This is a genomic window from Nocardia sp. GCM10030253 (assembly GCF_042675075.1).
Classification (GTDB): domain Bacteria; phylum Actinomycetota; class Actinomycetes; order Mycobacteriales; family Mycobacteriaceae; genus Nocardia.
In genome coordinates, this window is sequence record NZ_JBHTDL010000012.1 from 46,520 (window position 1) to 64,793 (window position 18,274).

The window sequence follows — 18,274 nt, forward strand, 5'->3', positions numbered from 1 at the left end:
CCCGGTGTCAGCGCGGCGAGCCGATCCGCGTCCGTCAGCGGTGCATCGGAATAGTCGGTGTCGTCGAAGACATCGACGTCCAGCACCGCCCACACTCGCGGACGGCCTGTCCCGGTTGCCGCGGCGGTGAGATCGAGCCCGTCGCCCGAGCGGCTGAGTACGCACACCGGACGCGCGGTGCGCAGCACGTGCTCGATCCGCTCGGCCGGATGATCGGGATCCACCGGGACATATGCCCCGCCAGCGGTGAGTACGGCGTACATGGCGACGACGAGGTCTACCGAGCGGGCCATGCCCAATGCCACGGTCGCGCCGGGGCGGACGCCGATGGACACCAGCAGGCGCGCCAGCCGATTCACGCGGCTCGCGAATTCCGCGTACGACAGCGATTCACCCTCGAACGAGAGGGCGATCGCGTCCGGGGTGCGCGCCACCTGCGCCTCGAACAACGACACCAGTGTTGCGGTGGCGTCTATTTCGCGTGTGGTCGCATTCCAGGTGTCCAGCACCAGGTCGCGCTCGGTGGCGGACAGCAGATCGACCTCGCCGATCCGCACCTGCGGATCGGCGACGACGGCGGCGAGCACTCGGCCGAGGCGGGATGCGAAGGCGGTGACGGTACTCGCGTCGAACAGGTCGGTGGCATACTCGAAGACCGCGGCGATGCCCAAGGGAGCGCCTGCGCTGTCGGTGGACTCGGTGAGTGTCAGCTGCAGATCGAATTTCGCTGTCCGCGTGTCGATATCGAGCGCTGTCACCTCCAGACCGGCCAGCGCCAAAGAGGTCTGCGCGGTGTTCTGGAAGTCGAGCATGACCTGGAACAGCGGATGCCGTGCGGTGGAGCGCTCCGGGTTCAGCACCTCCACCAGCCGTTCGAACGGGACGTCGGCATTGGCGAAGGCGCGCAGATCGCCGTCACGCACGGCAGCCATGAGCTCGGCGAAAGACAATTCCGGACGCACGTCGGTGCGCAGCACCAGCGTGTTGACGAACATGCCGACCAGCTCGTCGAGCGCCTGATCGCCGCGACCGGCGACCGGCGTGCCGATCGAGATGTCCTGCTGCCCACCGAGCTTGGCCAGCAGAATGGCGAAAGCGGCGTGCACAGCCATGAACAGCGACGCGTGCGACCCATCGGCGAGCTCACGCAGTCGACGGTGCGTCGCGGCGTCGACGGTGAACGCGTGCCGGGCCCCGCGACCCGAGGCAACCGCGGGGCGTGGCCGATCCGCGGGAAAGGTCGAGGTATCGGGCAGTCCTGCGAGTTCGGTGGACCAATAGCCGATTTGCTCGGCGATCAGTGAGCCCGGATCGTCCTGCGCGCCGAGCGTTTCCCGCTGCCACAGGGTGAAGTCGGCGTACTGCACCGGCAGCGGCGCCCATGCCGGTGCCGTGCCCGCGCGTCTGGCGGCGTAGGCGAGCATGATGTCCCTGGTGAGCGGCGCGATGGACCAGCCGTCCGCGGCGATGTGGTGCATCGAGACGACCAGCACATGCTCTGCCCTGTCGGCGGTGCTATGTGGATCGACCTGCAAGCAGTCACAAGCGGTGCTGTTTCGAGCGACCTGCAAACAGTCACAAACGGTGCCGCCCGTCCGCAGCAATATCAGTCGAACAGGCGCGGCCTTCTCCACGGCGAAGGGCAGTGCCGCGATGGCACGTATCCGATCGGGAACGTCCGCGGTGTCGACCGGTTCGGGGATCAGTCCTGCGGCTGTCTGGTCGATCGGCAGCACCTGCTGACGCGCGATGCCGTCCACCGCCGGGTAAATGGTGCGCAGCGCCTCGTGCCTGGCGAGCACATCGCCGACCGCTGCGGACAGCGCGGCTCGGTCGAGTGCACCGGTGAGCCGGACGGCCGCGGTGAGATTGTTGGCGACCGAGCCCGCGTCGAATTGATTGAGGAACCACATCCGCTGCTGTGCGTAGGACAGCGGCACCAGTTCGGGGCGCGGTCCGGCGACGAGCGGCCGACGGGTCGCAACCCCGGTCGACTCGGGCAGATTCGCAGCGAAGGCGCCGACAGTCGGATGTTCGAACAGCAGCCGCACCGGTATTTCGGTGCCGACGGCGGCCCCGATGCGGGCCGCGATCCGCGTGGCCACGAGCGAGTTTCCGCCGAGCGCGAAGAAGTCGTCGTCCAGGCCGACCTGGTCGAGGCCGAGCACCTGGGCGAACGCCTCGGCCACCGCGTGCTCGGCCAAGGTGGTAGGCGTCCGAAATGCCTTGGCGGCCAGCACCGGGTCCGGCAGTGCCTTGCGGTCCAGCTTGCCTGAGCTGGTCAGCGGCATCACCGCCAGTCCGACGTAGGCGGTGGGCACCATATAGGAGGGCAGTGCCGCCCGCAGCCGCTGCTCGAGCACCCTGGCAAGCTCCGGCTCCGGGATGGCGGTGACCACGTACGCGACGAGCATTTCCCCTGCGGGATGGGCAAATATCCGGACCGCGGCCGCCCGCACATCCGACGCGGCGACCAGTGCCGCCTCAATCTCGCCGAGCTCGATCCGCTGCCCGCGCAGCTTCACCTGGAAGTCGCCGCGCCCCAGGTATTCCAGCGCGCCCGCACGCGTGCGCCGCACCAGGTCGCCGGTCCGGTACATCCGCGCTCCCCGCGGACCATAGGGGTTGGCCACGAACCGTTCGGCACTCAGCTCCGCGCGCCCGTGGTACCCGCGGGCGACCTGTACCCCGGACAGATACAGCTCGCCGACCACGGTTTCCGGTACCGGCCGCAGCCGCGCGTCGAGCACGAGCGCCTGACTCTCGCGCACCGGACGCCCGATCGGCACCGGACCGGCGCTCGCCGCGACCGGTGCATGGGTGGCGTGCACCGTGAATTCCGTCGGCCCATACAGGTTGTGCAACTCGGCCGAGCTCACCTCGGCGAAAGCCGCCGCGGCTTCGCCGGTCATCGCCTCACCCGCGACGAAGACGGTGCGCAACGACACGATCGACGCCGCGGGGGCGGCATCGGCGAACACCGTCAGCATCGACGGCACGAAGGACGTCATCGTCACCGAGTGCGCGGCGATGACGGCGGCGAGATAGCCGCTGTCGCGATGCCCGTCGTGCTCGGCGACCACCACTCGCGCACCACGGGCCAGCGGCGCGAACAGCTCCCACACCGACACGTCGAAGGTGGCGGGCGTCTTGAACAGCACCACGTCGTCGTCACGGATGCCGTATTCGTCGGCAATCCACTCGACCTGGTTGACCATCGAGGCATGCTGAACAGCAACCCCTTTCGGCCGCCCGGTGGAGCCGGAGGTGAAGATGACATACGCGGTGTTCATCGGGCGCAACGGCCGCAGCCGCTCCACGTCGCCGACCGGCGCATCCGAGTACCGCGCACCATCGAGCACGTCGACCGCGATGACCGGAACATCGGATTCGGTCTGCCAGCCGTCGGCGGATCCGATCAGAACGCAATCCGGCCGTGCCGAGGCGACAACGTGTGCGATCCGAGCGGCAGGCTGGTCGGGATCGACGGGCACGTACGCGCCACCAGCAGTCAAAGCCGCGTACGCGCCGACGACCAACTCGGCCGAGCGCCGCATTCCGAGCACCACCAGCGACTCGGGACCGACGCCGGCATCGATCAGCACCCGAGCGAGCCGATTGACCCGGGACGCCAACTCCGCATACGTGAATGTGCGATCGCCATCGAGCAACGCGACAGCATCGGGCGTCCGGCGCACTTGGGCTTCGAACGCGACAAGGACGGTGTCCGCACCGGCGGGTTCTACCGCATGGCCATCTATCCGACGCGGGGCCAGGCCCAGCTCGATCGCCCGACGCCGCTCCGGGGCGTCCAGTAATGGCAGGTCGCCCACCGGTAGATCGGCATCGGCCGTGATCGCCCGCAGCAGCCGCACCAGCCACCGCGCATAGTCCGCGATGGTGGCTTCGTCGAAAAGATCCGTTGCGTACGTGAATTCCGCACGAACCCCCGTCGGTGCCGAACCTTCCTCGAGTCCGGCACCGACGAAGCTTTCGGTGACCGTGAGCTGGAGATCGAACTTGGTCACTCCGGTATCCAGAGTACTGGTAGCAACCGACAAGTCGGGCAGTTCGAGGTTGATTTCCTGAGCGTTGTCGAAGGCGAGCATGACCTGGAACAGCGGGTGGCGTGCTCGAGAGCGTGTCGGGTTGATGGCCTCGACTAGCTGCTCGAACGGCAGCCCGGCGTGTCCGAAGGCGGCGAGGTCGGTTTCGCGCACCCGATCGAGCAGCGTCGAGAAGGAGGCGGTGGCATCGATCTCGGTGCGCAATACCAGGGTGTTGACGAACATCCCGATGAGGTCGTCGAGGGCGCGCTCGCCACGACCTGCGATCGGCGTGCCGATGACGATGTCGGCACTGCCCGACAGTCGCGACAGCAGCACGGCCAGCGCACCGTGCAGCACCATGAAGGTCGAGACACCCTGGGCACCAGCCAGATCTGCGATATCGGCGTACAGGTCGCGCGGCAGCACAAATCGGAACACCGCGCCGGCACCTGACGCGACCGCGGGCCGCGGCCGGTCGGCAGGCAGCTCGAGCTGGTCGGGCGCACCGGCAAGGGCCTCGGTCCAGAATTCCAGTTGCTCGGGCGGCAGACCGAACTCGCGCTGCCACAGGCTGTAGTCCGCGTACTGCACGGTCAGCGGCGCCCAGCCCGGGGCACCACCGGCGCGTCGGGCGCCGTAGGCGGTCATCACATCGCGGGCCAGCACCCGCAGCGAGAGGCCGTCCGCGGCAATGTGATGCAGTACCAGAGCTACCGCGTAACTACCGTCGTCCACTGTAAAAACCCGGGCACGAAAAGGAATCTCGTGTTCCAGATCGAAACCGCGAGCGGCGAAGCGGAGCAGTTCCGCATCGAGCTCGCGTGCGCCGATCGCCTCGGCGGCGCCGATCGCCTCGGCGGCGGGAAGGACAACCTGCCGCGCCGCAACGCCTTCGGCGCCGTCCGAAAGCACCGAGGGGAAGGTGGTACGCAATACCTCGTGCCTGGCAAGGACGTCATCGAGTGCCGACCGCAGCGCGGCGACATCGACCTCGCCACGTAGCCGCACCACGAACGGCATGTTGTAGCCCGCGCCGGAAGTCTCGAACCGGTTCAGGAACCAGATCCGCTGCTGTGCGGGAGAAAGTGGAACCAGCGGCGGTCGCGGCCGCGCCCGCAGCAGCGCAACGGCAGACGCGCCGCTGGTTCCTCCCGCCCGCTCGATCAGTTCGGCGAGTTCGGACACCGTTGTGGCGGTGAACAATTCGCGAACTCCGAGCCGGCAGCCCAAATCGGCGGCGAGCCGGGCAGCCACCTGAGTGGCCACCAAGCTGTTTCCGCCGAGTGCGAAGAAGTCGTCATTGCGGCCGACGCGCTCATGGCCGAGCACCTCGCCGAACACCCGCGCGATGGCCCGCTCCACCGGTGTCGCCGCGGCGGCGTATACCGGGGTGGTCCGCTCCGGCGCGGGCAGCGCGGAACGATCCAGCTTGCCGGAGGCATTGACCGGCAGCGCGTCGAGCACCACGAAGGCCGCGGGCACCATGTACCCGGGCAGCGCCCGGATCGCCGCCGCACGCAGCTGCCTCGGCAGCACCGATCCCGGCTCGGACTCGACGGCATAGGCGACCAATTGTTCGCCGACCCCGGCGTCGTCACGCACCACGACCACGGCACGCACCACCGAGTCGACCGTGCCGAGTACCGATTCGATTTCGCCGAGCTCGATGCGCAGACCACGTAGCTTGACCTGGAAGTCGGTGCGGCCCAGGTATTCGAGCTCACCGGTGGTGGTCCAGCGCACCAGGTCACCGGTGCGGTACATCCGATCGCCCGGTGCGGACGGGCACTCCGGCCCGCCGAACGGATCGGCGACGAACCGCCCCGCCGACAGTCCAGGTCGGTCGACGTAACCCCGGGCGAGCTGTACCCCCGACAGATACAGCTCACCCGGTGCCCCGACCGGTACCGGCCGCAGCCGCGAATCGAGTACATAGAGCCGGGTGTTGAACACCGGCGCACCGATCGGTACCGAGACGGTATCGGCGTCGGTCACCTCGTGGAAGGTGACATCGACGGCAGCCTCGGTCGGACCGTACAGGTTGTGCAGCCGCGCGCCGGTGAGCACGCGCAGCCGCTGGGCCAGTACGGCGGGCAGCGCCTCCCCGGAGGCGAACACCATCCGCAGCGTGGTCCGCGTCGTGAATTCCTGATGGGCCAGAAACGCTTCCAGCATCGACGGCACGAAATGTGCTGTTGTCACGCCATACTCGGCGATGACAGCGCGCAGGTAGGCCGGATCGCGGTGCCCGTCGTGCTGTGCGAGCACCAATGTCGCACCGATTTGCAAGGGCCAGAAGAACTCCCACACCGACACATCGAAGGTGGCGGGGGTCTTCTGCAGCACGACATCGTCGACGCTCAGCCGGTACATCGACTGCATCCACACCAGCCGATTGACGATCGACGCGTGGGTGACAGCCACGCCCTTCGGCAGCCCGGTGGACCCCGAGGTGAAGATCACATACGCGGGCTGCTCGGGTCGCAGCGCGGCGGTGCGTTCCCTATCCCACACCGGACCATCGGAACAGCCCGGATCCGATCGATCGACATATACGACGGGAATACCGGAAACCTCCGGTGCGCCATCGTGTTCGGTGGTCAGCACACAGAGCGGGCGAGCAGTGGACACAATATGCGCGGTGCGCTCGGCCGGATGGTCGGGGTCGAGCGGAATATAGGCCGCCCCCGCCGCGAGCACGGCATAGATCGCGACGAGCAGTTCGGGCGAGCGCCGGATGTTCAGCGCGACCGAGGTCTCGGGCCCGACCCCGAGCCCGATCAGCTGTCGTGCCAGGCGGTTGCTACGCGCCGCCAACTCGCGGTAGGTCATGGTCTGCCCGGACTCGTCGGCGTATCGCACGGCCATTGCGTCCGGCGTGCGAGCGACCTGTGCCTCGAACAGGGAAACGAGCGTCGCGACCGGCGCGCGCCCTGCCGATCGACCCGGCAGTACCGCGTCGACGTCGTAGGCTGTCGCGTTCCACATCTTGGTGCTGACCTCGAGCTCCAATTCGGTCGCGACGGCCACCGCGCCCACCGGCGTATCGAGACAGGTGGTCAGCAATCGCTCCAGGTAACGCAGGAATCGCGCGTGGTGGCGCGCGATTTCGTCGGCGCCGTACAGATTCGGGTTCGCCTCGAAATCCACGTGCACGCTATCGCGCTCGCCGTAGTAGACGTTGAAGCTGAGATCCTCCACCGGTCCGGTCGAGAGCACGTGATACCTGGCCACGGTGTCGCCGAGGGTCAGGTCATTGCCGAACAGCATGATGTTGGCCAGCGGACCGAACAGCGCGCGGCGCGCGGGCTGTCCATCGTGCTCGGCGTCGCGCCGGATATCCTCGTGCCGGTAACGCTGATGGCGCAGCGCGCCCGCGACCTCGACCCTGGTCGCGCGCAGCAGCTCACCCCAGGTGACCGGGTCGCCCGACCGCGCGCCGACCGGCAACCGCAGCGGCACGATATTCGACAGCATCCCCGCCGAACGTCGCATCACCGCCGTCGTGCGCGCGGTCACCGGCAGGCTGAGCACCACTTCGTCCCGATCGGTGAGCCGCCCGAGATACCCGGCGAAGGCCGCGAGCAAGACCACCGCGAAGGTCGAATCCTGGCTCGATGCCAGGACATTCAGCTGTTCGACCAAGTGCTCGGGCAGCGCCCGACCTGCGATCAGATTCATCGCGGCGCGCGGCGCGGTGCGGCCGTCGAGACTGGTCGCGCCGTCGAGCCCGGCAACCCGCTGCGCCCAGTGCGCACGGTCGGTGGCGTATCGCGTGCTGTCCCGGTAAGCGAGCTCACCCTCGACCAGCGCAGCCAGCTTGCCCGGCGTCGCCGCGGCGAGCTCGGTGCCGAGCACCCGCGCGGTGTACCGCTCGGCTACGCGGTTGGTACTGGTCAGCGCGCCGTATCCGTCGAAGACGAGGTGGTGTGCCCGCAGATACCAGAAGTACCGCTGGTCGGCCACCCGCAACACAGCGCATTCGGCCAGGCGATCGGCGATCAGATCGACCGGTGCGCTCATATCCGACCGCATCCATTCATGTGCGGCGGCAATGGGATCGGCGTGCTCGCGCAGGTCGATCACCTTGATGTCTTTGGAAAGCTCCGGGTCGACGCACTGATAGGGCACACCATCGGATTCGCCGAGCCGCACCAGGATCGATTGGCATTCGTAGGCCGCCTCGATCGACTCCTCTTGCAGGATCTCGATATCCAGCTCGCCCCGCACGTCCACGTACTGCGCGATATTGATCGGCACCTCGGGATCGATCAGCTGTGCATACCAAACCCCCAGCTGCGCGGGCGCCAGCGGAAACGGCACGGGCGCGGGAGGCACCGCCCCGGTATGGGCGGTCTCATCCGGCCCCGCACCGAACTCACCCAACTCCGTACCGTGCACCAGAGCCTCCTCGTTGGCGAAACAACAGCTAGCCGAGTGCTTTTGGGCAGCGCGAATAAGCCTCTGCATCAGAGCTTTCGGCTCCGACGCATGGCATGGATGCCTGCACCTTGGCAATTCGACGAAGCGCGGGACGCGGCAGCGTCGCTCGCGCGGGGTCCGAACAGATTGCGTGAAAACGAGATCGGTGACTCCGGGTCACCGCCGTGGCGAACGCAGATCGCCACGGTCGCGCCTAGCTTTTGATCGTTCCTCCAACCCCGCCGCCGCGATGCGGGCGAGCACCGCGGCAATGTCAGCTACATCACATGGATGTGATCCACGCATTGCGAACACTAGGCGCTTCGTTAATAAAAAGGAACTATTTCCCCTAAAAACTTCTGGACGACCGTCCAGCAGGGTTTGGCGGGTCGAAAACCCTGGACAGAGCTGTGTTCGCGACTACATTAAGGCCGCGAATGTGAGCTGTCACACTTTCAGATATGCAGACTATGAGCCGGAACGTTGCATCCGCGTTGCATCGGCGCCCAAGCGCCGGTCGAGCACCCGAATCTTGGCCTCGATCTGCGCGTACAGCGGCGAATCTCGATCGACCGTCGAACGATAGGCGGCCCACGCCGCGGCATCGTCGCGCCCCTCGGCGGCTGCCGTCCACCGACGCAATACCGCGGTGTCGCCAGAACTGAGTACCGCGGTCCGCAGCCGGACGCGGAGCTCGTCGCGGAGGTCGACAATCCCGGGAGCGGTCGAGCGCGGCAGCACGGGCCCCGCGTAAAGCCGTAATGCGGCATCGACATCACCGGAGTCGAGCGCGGCCCGCAGCGCTTCGATATCGGTTGCGACATGAACGCGCAACCGGTATGGGCGCGAACCGAATACGGTCGGACCGACCACCGCGCGCAGCCGCGACATGGCGGCGCGGATGGTGCCGTTGTCCAGATCCGTATCGTCGAGCAGCAGCGCGAGGTGGTCGGCGCCGAGCCCTTCCTGGTGTTCGGCCAGCAGCAGCAGAATCTCGGCATGCCGCTGCGACAACGGAACTCGATCGCCCGCGATGGTCAGCAGCGGCTGCCCGAGCCCGAGCACATCGAGACCCAACCGGCCTGCGGCGACGGCATCGTCCGCGTCCTGATGCCCGGACCGATGCGCCGAACCATGCTGTCCCGCCCGCATCGCGGTGAGCAACAGATCCATTTCCGCGGCAGTCGACGCCGCCTTGACCAAGGCCAGAATCTCCGGCTTTGCCACGCGGACGCCACCGGCGATCATCAGCACCCCGACCAGCCTGCCGTCGGGATCGTGCACGGGCGCCGCCGCACCGGTGAGCTGGTGCATGCGGTGCAGGTAATGCTCAGGGCCATGGATCCACGCAGCCCTTCCGGTGCGCACCACCAGACCGACCGCATTGGCGCCGATGCGCCGCTCGCTCAAATCGTCGCCCGCTCGCAAACCGATCTCGGCGGCCGCGGTGACATGTTCGGGACTACCGTGAATCGAGAGCACGCGACCGAATTGATCGGAAACCGCGACGATCAAACCTGTTCGGGCCGTGTCCTGTACGAGTAGCTTGTCGATCAATGGCATCAATGCGGCAATCGGATGCGCGTCGCGATAACGCTGCAAATCCGCGCCGCGCAGACCGCGCCCGTCCAACGTGTCCATCGGATCGACACCGCCGCGCACACTGCGCAGCCAAGATTCGAGCACGGCGGGACGCAGCAGACCGGCAAGCTGCGACAGCTGCTCGCCGCCCGCGCTAAGATATCCGTGTGCTTGTGCGGCATAGGCTTCAAGGGCGCCGAGTTGAGTGCCGGGTTCGACGCCATGCCGTGGGGGCCGCCCACCTGCAAGATTGCTGACCATTTGCCTTTCTTTCCGCCCCAAACTGTACCGGCGCGTATTCCGGTGGAAGGGCGGATGCTCTTGTTTGTCCGCCAGGTCACACCCGGTTTAGACCTCGTACAAATGTGACCTACTCATCTTTCACATCACCGACTGAGGTAATCGGCGGCGTGTTCGGCGATCAGCACCGTCGTAGCCTGCGGACCGCGACTCAGTGGCACCGGAACAATTGATAGATCAACCACCGACAATCCGGTTACTCCGTGCACTCTGCATCGCTCATCCACCACCGCGCGCTCGTCATCCGCACGCCCCATCCGGCAGGTACCGGACAGATGTTGCGAGGTAGCCAGATTCGCCCGCAGCCACATATCGGCAGCAGCGCCGGATGATTCCGGCATCGGGTTCGATACTCGCGCCGCCGATATCCGGCGCAATAATTCGGTCGCAGTGACAACAGCCTCCCGCAAACGGTTTCGATCGTGTTCCGCCGACAGATAACGGTGGTCGATATGCGGCGCTACGGCAGGATCGGTCGAACGCAGCCGCAAGACGCCTTCGGCATGCGGTCGCATCAACGCCACCCCGAGCCGCTGCACCCCCGGAGTGAACGCGACGGTGTACGGTCGGATTTCGATATCGTCGAGACTCAGTACATATTCCAGCGGCACCGTGTCCGGCGTCCGAAGCGTGGAATCGAGCTGGTATTCGACGCCGATCTCGGGATGATCACTGAACCCGATTCCGACCGGTGCGGCATGCCGCACCGGAATATCCAGTGCTCGGAGCTGTTCTGCGGCGCCGATGCCGGAACGCAGTAGCAGTGCCGCCGATTCGATCGCCCCAGCGCACAGCACGATCCGATCGGCCGACATGGTGCCGGTCGCACCATCGCGCAGGTATTCCACTCCGACCGCGCGCGTGCCACGGAATCTGATGCGGGTTGCCAATATTTCGCCGACAACGGTGAGATTGGGTCTCGACAGTGCGGGCAGCAGGTAGGCCGATCCGGTGCTGACCCGCCTGCCGTCCTCGACACTGCATGGCACGAGGGCGACTCCGGTGGCGGGGCCCGCGCCCGGCGGCGCGTTCAGGTCGGCGATCGCGGGGACGCCCGCCGCGGCACACGCGGCGGCGAACTCGACACTCAGTGGCACGGGCGCGGACGTTCGGCGCACCGGCATCGGCCCGGACCGGCCGTGCCAGGGGCGGTCACCGAAATCGTGGTCGTGCTCCAGTCGCCGATAGACCGGCATTACCGCCTCGAAGGACCAGGCGGTCGATGCGCCGAGTTCCTTGCTCCATGCGGCGGAGTCCGCCGCGGTGGCGCGCACGAAGTAGCCGCCGTTGATCGCTCCGGATCCACCGATCACCTTGCCGCGCACAATGTTTCCCACAACAGCGCTGCCCAGCTCTTCGGCAGCGAGGGTGACAGGGTAGGTCCACAGCCATGGCGAGCCAGGATCGACCGGCAGATGCGCGGCGTCCAGCAGCTCGGTGGGTATCTCTGCCGCCGTCGTCCACACCGAACCCGCCTCGAGCAGGCACACAGTGTGGTCCGGATTTTCGCTCAGCCGGGCCGCCAGTACACAGCCGGCCGTACCACCGCCGACGATCAGAGTGTCCACCATCTACATCAACATCACAGCATCAGCGGTCCGAATCAGCTGGACGGCGTAGTGGGTTTGAGTGCTTCCAGGCTGCGCGCACGAAATGCGCCGAGCCACAGCCCGCTGCCGTAGGCAATGTCGTCCATCCGCTTGTAGGCCACGTAGCGGAACGGATCGAGCCCGCCCGCGTCGCGATGGGTGAACCAGTCGGCGAGGCCGTCGGCGACGGCCATGGTCACCGCGATCCGCCGGATTCGCCGCGACGCCAGCATGGCCAGCATGGTGACCGGCCAATAGTGCCGACACATCGCCGAAGCCAAACGCCAAAGGCCCGCGAAGAATCCACGCGACAGGTATATGGCGGCGATCCGAGTCGAGTTGTCCAGTTCCGCGAAGACCCTTCGTAGTCGGATCAGCGCGGTGACGAGGGTGACCAGCCCGCCGAACAGGCCCCACTTCGACAGCGTGGCGAACAGCAGGGCGGCAACCACCGTCCAGGACGGCACCGACAGCGGCGACACCATGCCCGCATGCCGGGCACCGAGCGGTGCGGCCCCGGTGCCGTAGAACAGCTTTCGACCGAACCAGGCGCGGAAGGAAATCCGATGGTCGTGCGCGACATGCGCGGCGGGCTCGTACCGCAGCCGCCAGCCCGCCCGCTCCAGTCGCCAGCACAGGTCGACGTCCTCGGCCACCTGCATCGACTCGTCGAAGCCGCCCTCGGCCAGCAGCGCCCTGCGCCGCACGAGCAGCGCCGCGCTCGGCACGTAGGACACCAGCCCGCGCGACTGCACGGCCGACTCGCGGCGGCCGAGATCGAGCGAGGAGCGAGTGTGCTCGTAGCGGGCCAGTGTGTTCGACTCCGGATCGAGCGCGACGATCCGCGGCGCGACAAGCGCGACCTCCGGGTCACTGAAATGCCCGAGCATCACTTCGAGCCAGCCGCTGCGCGGGACGACATCTGAGTCGAGGAAGGCGACGAAGTCGGTTGTCGCGGCCCGCAACCCGGCATTGCGCGCCGCGGCCGGCCCCTGCTTGTGGTCGTGGCGCAACACGGTCACCCGGCATCGGGTGCCCCGGTTGCTCGGGATGCGGACCGGTTGATCGGAGCCGTCGTCGACGACGATCACGTTGTGCCCGCGCAGTGCCGCGAGCAATCGGACCAGACCATCGGCGTTGTTGTGCAGCGGAACTATCACGGTCACGTCCTCCGGCGACGGCAGCAGCCGGGGACGCGGATTGCCGACTCCGGAGTCGAGCAGCCGTCTGGCAACGACGGCGGACTTGGGGCCGGTGACCTCCAGGTACCCGTCGCCGATCATCTCGGCGGCCTCCGGGGCAAGCCGCAGCAACCGGGCGGGCGAACCGCCGATCAGTATGCGTCCCCCGGAGTATGCGCGTACCCGTGGATCGATCCGCACCCCGAACCCGTCGGGCAGGCGATCATTGCGCATTCCTGGCATGCTAGGCGGAGATTCGCGCACAAGCATCATCCACTCGGAAAAAAGGACAGAATTCCGTGTGAATCCGCCCGAGCGGGCCGGCAACCCTTGTCGCAGAGTGTTGCCGAGGGGTCGCTGGCGACCGAAACCGGACACTCGGCAACGGAGTGGCAATCTTCGCGGGTCCGATCGACAGCGACTCCCGAGCGACATGACAGCGCATTGCTGGCTACCGGCCCGGCATCATGTCAGCGGACTCTCGTCGCAGGCGCGCGACGGGCGCCGTTCCGGCGTGACGAGGGGCCGAGATACCGAGAGCGTGAGCGGAATCGGACCCGACTTGCGCGAACCGGGCTTGCGCGGAGCGGTCCGCCGCGAGTGGTCGACCGACGAGCGCGGGATCATCCGCCCGGTGTCGGCCAGCGCCGCCTCGCCGTAGCCCTGCACACACTCCGGGTCCGGGCCGTCGGCGGGCAGGCCGGTGAAGAACTTCGCCGCCATGCAGCCGCCTCGGCAGGAGTCGTAGTGGGCGCAGCCGGAGCAGGCGCCACCACCGCTCGGCTCACGCAGCTCCGCGAAGAGCTCCGAGTCCTGCCACACCGCGCGGAAACCGCCGTCCGCCACCACATTTCCGGCCATGAACCGGTCGTGGATGGCGAACGGGCAGGCATACACGTCGCCTAGTGGATCGACAAGGCAGACGACCCGGCCCGCGCCGCACATGTTCAGCCCGGGCAGCGCCGCGCCGAACGCGGACAGGTGGAAGAACGAGTCGCCGGTGAGCACACCGTCGCCGTTGCGCACCAGCCAGTCGTACAGCACCCGCTGTTGTTCCGGGAGCGGGTGCAGTTCGTCCCAGACGTCGGCGCCGCGCCCCGACGGTCGTAGCCGGGTCAAACGCAGTGTGGCGCCGTACTTGTCGGCGATCGCCTTGAATTCATCGAGTTGAGCGATGTTGTGGCGGGTCGCGACAACCGAGAGCTTGGCGTCGGAGAATCCGGCCGCCGCCAGGTTGTCCAGCGCCCTGATCGCCATGTCGTAAGACCCTGGTCCACGCACGGCGTCGTTGACCTCGGCGTCCGCGCCGTCCAGCGAAATCTGAACGTCCACATAGTCACTGGCGGCCAAGCGCGCGGCGACCTCGGGCGTGATGCGAACTCCGTTGGTGGAGAACTTCACTCCGACGTGGTGCGCGGTCGCGTAGTCGACCAGTTCCCAGAAGTCAGGGCGCACAGTGGGTTCGCCGCCGCCGATGTTCACGTAGAAGATCTGCATGCGTTCGAACTCATCGATCAGCGCCTTGCACTGCTCGGTGCTCAGCTCGCGCGGATCGCGCCTGCCCGAGGAGGACAGGCAGTGCACGCAAGACAGGTTGCAGGCGTAGGTGAGTTCCCAGGTGAGGCAGATCGGCGCGGCAAGACCGGTTTCGAATCGGTCGATCAGGCGTACCGCACCGGTCGACGCCGGGGCCACGCCCGCGGCCGGCCGCTCGGCCTGCGCCGCCGGTGCGGCGAGTGAGCTGTGCCGCAACACTTCCGGTGCGCTGCCCGGCGGCGCGGGCGTGATCATGTCCGAGTCGGCCAGCTGCCGCAGTGCCCGCACATAGGGTCCGGCGGCGTCATCCGACAGACCGGCCGCCCGCAGCGCGGCACGCGGTGAGGCGTGCCCCGGCAGCGACCGCACGATCTCGAGGATCTGCGGGTTCTTCAGGAAGGAAAGCTTGCGCGTGCCGAAGTGGTAGAGCAGCGCGCCGAACGACTCCGGCCGCAGCGCCACCCTCGGGTGCAGCTCCCAACGAGTATCGAGATCGAGCATGGTCGCTCCGCCGTTCAGTAGACGCCGCACATACCGTCGATGGAGACCTCTTCGATGAGGGTTTCCTCCACCAGCGGCGCTTCCTCGCTCGACCGCGCATCGACCGTTGTGACCGGTCCGGTGCTGTCGGTGTCGGTGCCGTTTCGAGCGACCTGCAAGCAGTCGCTAGCGGCCTTTCCGAGCGATCCGTATTCCGGCATGGCTACCTCCGAGATGGCGATCGATGTCCACGGCTACCCGATGTACCCGCGCTCACACGATAACGTCATACACTGACAAAATGGAACAGGTTCTACCCAATCGGTCGAGGTGGGCGCCGAACGTCCCACTCAGTGGACACTGCGCCCCGACCGGTCCGGCCCGCGAGCCGTGGCGCACGTGCACCGACCGGCCCGCAGGCTCGCGCTCTAGACTTTCGGTGGCAAGCAGCTGAACAGGACGTGACGGGCGATCGATGCCCGCGGTGGTAGAGGTGGCATGGGAGTCGGACGAATGCAGGCGAGTGGGGGCGGCAATACTCTGTCGGAGTCCGAGATCGTCGAGGCCGCGCTGCGGGTGGTCCGCGAAGACGGCGTGGAGAAGCTGTCCATGCGGCGACTCTCTCGCGAACTCGGCGTTTCACCGATGGCGCCGTACTACTACGTCGCCGACAAGCGGGAACTGCTCGACCTCGTCGCCACCGCGGCGCTGACCGGAGTTCGCAAGCCACCGCCCGAATCCGGGCCGTGGCAGCAGCGGCTGCGCGATCTCATCGACCAGATCGATGAGAAGCTGCGCAAGCATCCCGGCCTCGGGGATGTGCTGATCGAGCAGATGCTCGGCAAACAGCTCGACCTGATCGCCGCACTGATGGAGATCCTGTTCGAAGCGGGCTTCACCGATCGCAATGTGCTCGCCGCCTACGCGACGATCCACACCTATCTGTTCGGCCGCAGCCGGGTGAACCCGAGGGATCGCGCGCCGCTGTCGGATGTGGCATTGCCCGATGCCGTGGAGCGCGCCACCAAGTACATGGCGGACCTGCGTGGGAAGTACGCGTACGACTTCGGCATGGAGGTGTTGGTAGCCGGTCTGGAGGCCCAGCTTGTCCGTCAGCCGAATACCGACGTACGATGAAACTGAAACACGTTCTAGTTTTGTCACGAGCGACCTGCACCCAGTCGCTAGCGGCACGCGCCGGCCGCGCCACGTTCGAGAGGACGCCATGACCACCGTTGAAGTTCCACACGGCTCGCGCTCGGTCGTGCTGCGGGTATCCGCGGTCATCACCGAGACCGTCGACACCTGCTCGCTGGTCTTCGACGTGCCCGAAGAATTGCGCGAACGCTTCAACTACCAGCCCGGCCAATTCCTCACGCTGCGCATCCCGAGCGACCTGACCGGGTCGGTGGCGCGCTGCTATTCGCTGGCCAGCTCGCCATACACCGACGACCGGCCGAAGGTCACCATCAAGCGCACCGTCGGCGGCTACGGGTCGAACTGGGTGTGCGACAACGTCAAAGCGGGCGACGAGATCGAAGTTCTGCCGCCCTCAGGCGTTTTCACGCCCAAGGACCTCGATGACGACATGCTGCTGTTCGGCGCGGGCAGCGGCATCACCCCGGTGATGTCCATCCTGAAATCGGCGCTGGCCAGGGGCAACGGCAAGATCGTGCTGATCTACGCCAACCGCGACCACGAATCGGTCATCTTCGCGGGCGAATTGCGCGAGCTGGCGGACAAGCATCCGCAACGGCTCACTGTGATCCACTGGCTGGAATACCTGCAGGGCCTGCCGACACCCGACGCGCTGGCCACCCTGGTGTCGCCCTACGCCGGCTACAACGCCTTCATGTGCGGGCCGAAACCATTCATGGACCGCGTGCACGACGCGCTCGCCCGGCTCGATGTGCCGCGCTCGCGCACCCATGCCGAGGTGTTCAATTCCCTGGCCGGAGACCCGTTTGCCGACCAGGCGCCGGTCGAGGTCAGCGATGAGGAAGCCGCAGGCGCGGCCACCGTCGAGGTCGAACTCGACGGCGAGGTGCACGAGCTGTCCTGGCCGCGCAAGCAGACCCTGGTCGACATCATGCTGGCCAAGGGACTCGATGTGCCCTACTCCTGCCAGGAAGGCGAATGCGGTTCCTGCGCTTGCACTGTGCTGGAGGGCAAGGTCGAGATGGAGAACTCCGAAATCCTCGACCCCGAAGACATCGCCAACGGCTACATCCTCGGCTGCCAGGCCAGGCCGGTCACCGACCACCTGAAAATCCAGTTCTGAATTCTTGGCAGCGCCTGCGGCGCGGCCCCGAAGGCTCGCGAACGGTCGCTCGTAAGACTCGCTCCGCGGTGGGTGTGAGTTGCGGCTTCCTTTGTTTCAGCGTGCTGCGCGGTAGGCGACGCGTTGCGCGGGGGCGAGGCGTTCGACGGCGTAACTCAGTGCGGTGCGGCCCATCTCGGACGCGTGCTTGTCCAGGAAGTCGGTCAGCAGCTGCTCGTCGATGCGCTTGCCGATTTCGCGGAGCATCCAGCCGAGCGCCTTTTGGATGAGGTCGCGGCGGTCGGCGAACAGTTGCTCGCACAGCTCGAATGTGGTCGTGACGTCCCCCGCTTTGATGAATGCGAAGCTCGACAGTATGGCGACTCGACGCTCCCACAGCGATTCGGCCTCGGCCAGCTCGAAGAGCAGATCGCGGGGCTTGTCCAGCAGCCATGGACCGATGATGTGCTCCGCGGACGCGTCGACCAGATCCCAGTTGTTCACGCGGCCGCGCCGGACCGCGGCCAGATACAGCTCGAATATCGCGGCGCGGGCCTTGTCGTCGAAGGCGCGCGGCTTGGACACGGCGGCAAACCTGGCGTTGAGGATGACAAGCGCCGCAAGCCGCTCTTCGTGCACCGGACTGTCGAGCAGCGTGTCGATCTCCGTGAGCGACAGTGTCGCAAAGCGTTTCGCGATCGAGCGGGTCACCGGCACCCGGACGCCGATGAAGACGTCGCCCGCGCCGTACTCCCCCGGCCCGGTTTTGAAGAACCGCTGCAAATGGATCGCATCGGCGGGATCGGCCACCTCCGCCAGCGCCGCCCGTACCTGCGCGGCGGTCCCGGCACCTGTCGTCATCAGCAAACCTCCCGT

General features: G+C 67.0%; 9 protein-coding genes (1 of these 9 only partly in view). 2 read left to right on the forward strand and 7 right to left on the reverse strand.

Annotation, left to right across the window (positions count from 1 at the left end; genetic code table 11):
• The 6 genes from ACFQZZ_RS26460 to mftA all read right to left on the reverse strand — a co-directional run.
• Nucleotides 1–8,450, reverse strand: partial view of a non-ribosomal peptide synthase/polyketide synthase gene (locus tag ACFQZZ_RS26460; protein ID WP_378686218.1) — the 5' portion only. It extends 9,565 nt beyond the left edge of the window; only the first 8,450 of its 18,015 coding nucleotides appear in the window; the start codon lies at nt 8,448–8,450; the stop codon falls past the left edge of the window.
• A 489-nt stretch (nt 8,451–8,939) separates the two neighbouring features.
• Nucleotides 8,940–10,313: a GAF domain-containing protein gene (locus tag ACFQZZ_RS26465; protein WP_378686220.1), complete on the reverse strand. Its 1,374-nt coding sequence runs from the start codon at nt 10,311–10,313 to the stop codon at nt 8,940–8,942.
• Nucleotides 10,314–10,438: 125 nt separating this feature from the next.
• Complete coding sequence (gene mftG / locus ACFQZZ_RS26470; protein ID WP_378686222.1) at nt 10,439–11,923, reverse strand: mycofactocin system GMC family oxidoreductase MftG; 1,485 nt, start codon at nt 11,921–11,923, stop codon at nt 10,439–10,441.
• A 32-nt stretch (nt 11,924–11,955) separates the two neighbouring features.
• The gene (gene mftF, locus ACFQZZ_RS26475) at nt 11,956–13,356 is read right to left on the reverse strand and encodes a mycofactocin biosynthesis glycosyltransferase MftF (protein WP_378686224.1); all 1,401 of its coding nucleotides are present in this window, start codon (nt 13,354–13,356) and stop codon (nt 11,956–11,958) included.
• A gap of 231 nt (nt 13,357–13,587) precedes the next feature.
• Nucleotides 13,588–15,159: a mycofactocin radical SAM maturase gene (gene mftC, locus ACFQZZ_RS26480; protein WP_378686227.1), complete on the reverse strand. Its 1,572-nt coding sequence runs from the start codon at nt 15,157–15,159 to the stop codon at nt 13,588–13,590.
• Between the two features lie 14 nt (nt 15,160–15,173).
• Entirely contained in the window at nt 15,174–15,359 is a 186-nt protein-coding gene (gene mftA / locus ACFQZZ_RS26485; protein WP_378686228.1) for a mycofactocin precursor MftA, read from the reverse strand.
• Nucleotides 15,360–15,651: 292 nt separating this feature from the next.
• Here mftA and mftR2 point away from each other — a divergent pair, with 292 nt between their 5' ends.
• Together mftR2 and ACFQZZ_RS26495 are read left to right on the forward strand one after the other, a co-directional pair.
• Nucleotides 15,652–16,275 carry a mycofactocin system transcriptional regulator MftR2 gene (gene mftR2 / locus ACFQZZ_RS26490; protein WP_378686230.1) on the forward strand — a complete coding sequence of 208 codons (624 nt, stop codon included), beginning with the start codon at nt 15,652–15,654 and terminating at the stop codon, nt 16,273–16,275.
• Between the two features lie 88 nt (nt 16,276–16,363).
• Nucleotides 16,364–17,419, forward strand: a complete 1,056-nt coding sequence (locus tag ACFQZZ_RS26495; protein ID WP_378686232.1) for a 2Fe-2S iron-sulfur cluster-binding protein — start codon at nt 16,364–16,366, stop codon at nt 17,417–17,419.
• A 96-nt stretch (nt 17,420–17,515) separates the two neighbouring features.
• On the opposite strand, the gene ACFQZZ_RS26500 is transcribed toward ACFQZZ_RS26495, so the two are convergent.
• The gene (locus tag ACFQZZ_RS26500) at nt 17,516–18,259 is read right to left on the reverse strand and encodes a DNA alkylation repair protein (RefSeq protein ID WP_378686234.1); all 744 of its coding nucleotides are present in this window, start codon (nt 18,257–18,259) and stop codon (nt 17,516–17,518) included.
• Between the last annotated feature and the right edge of the window lie 15 nt (nt 18,260–18,274).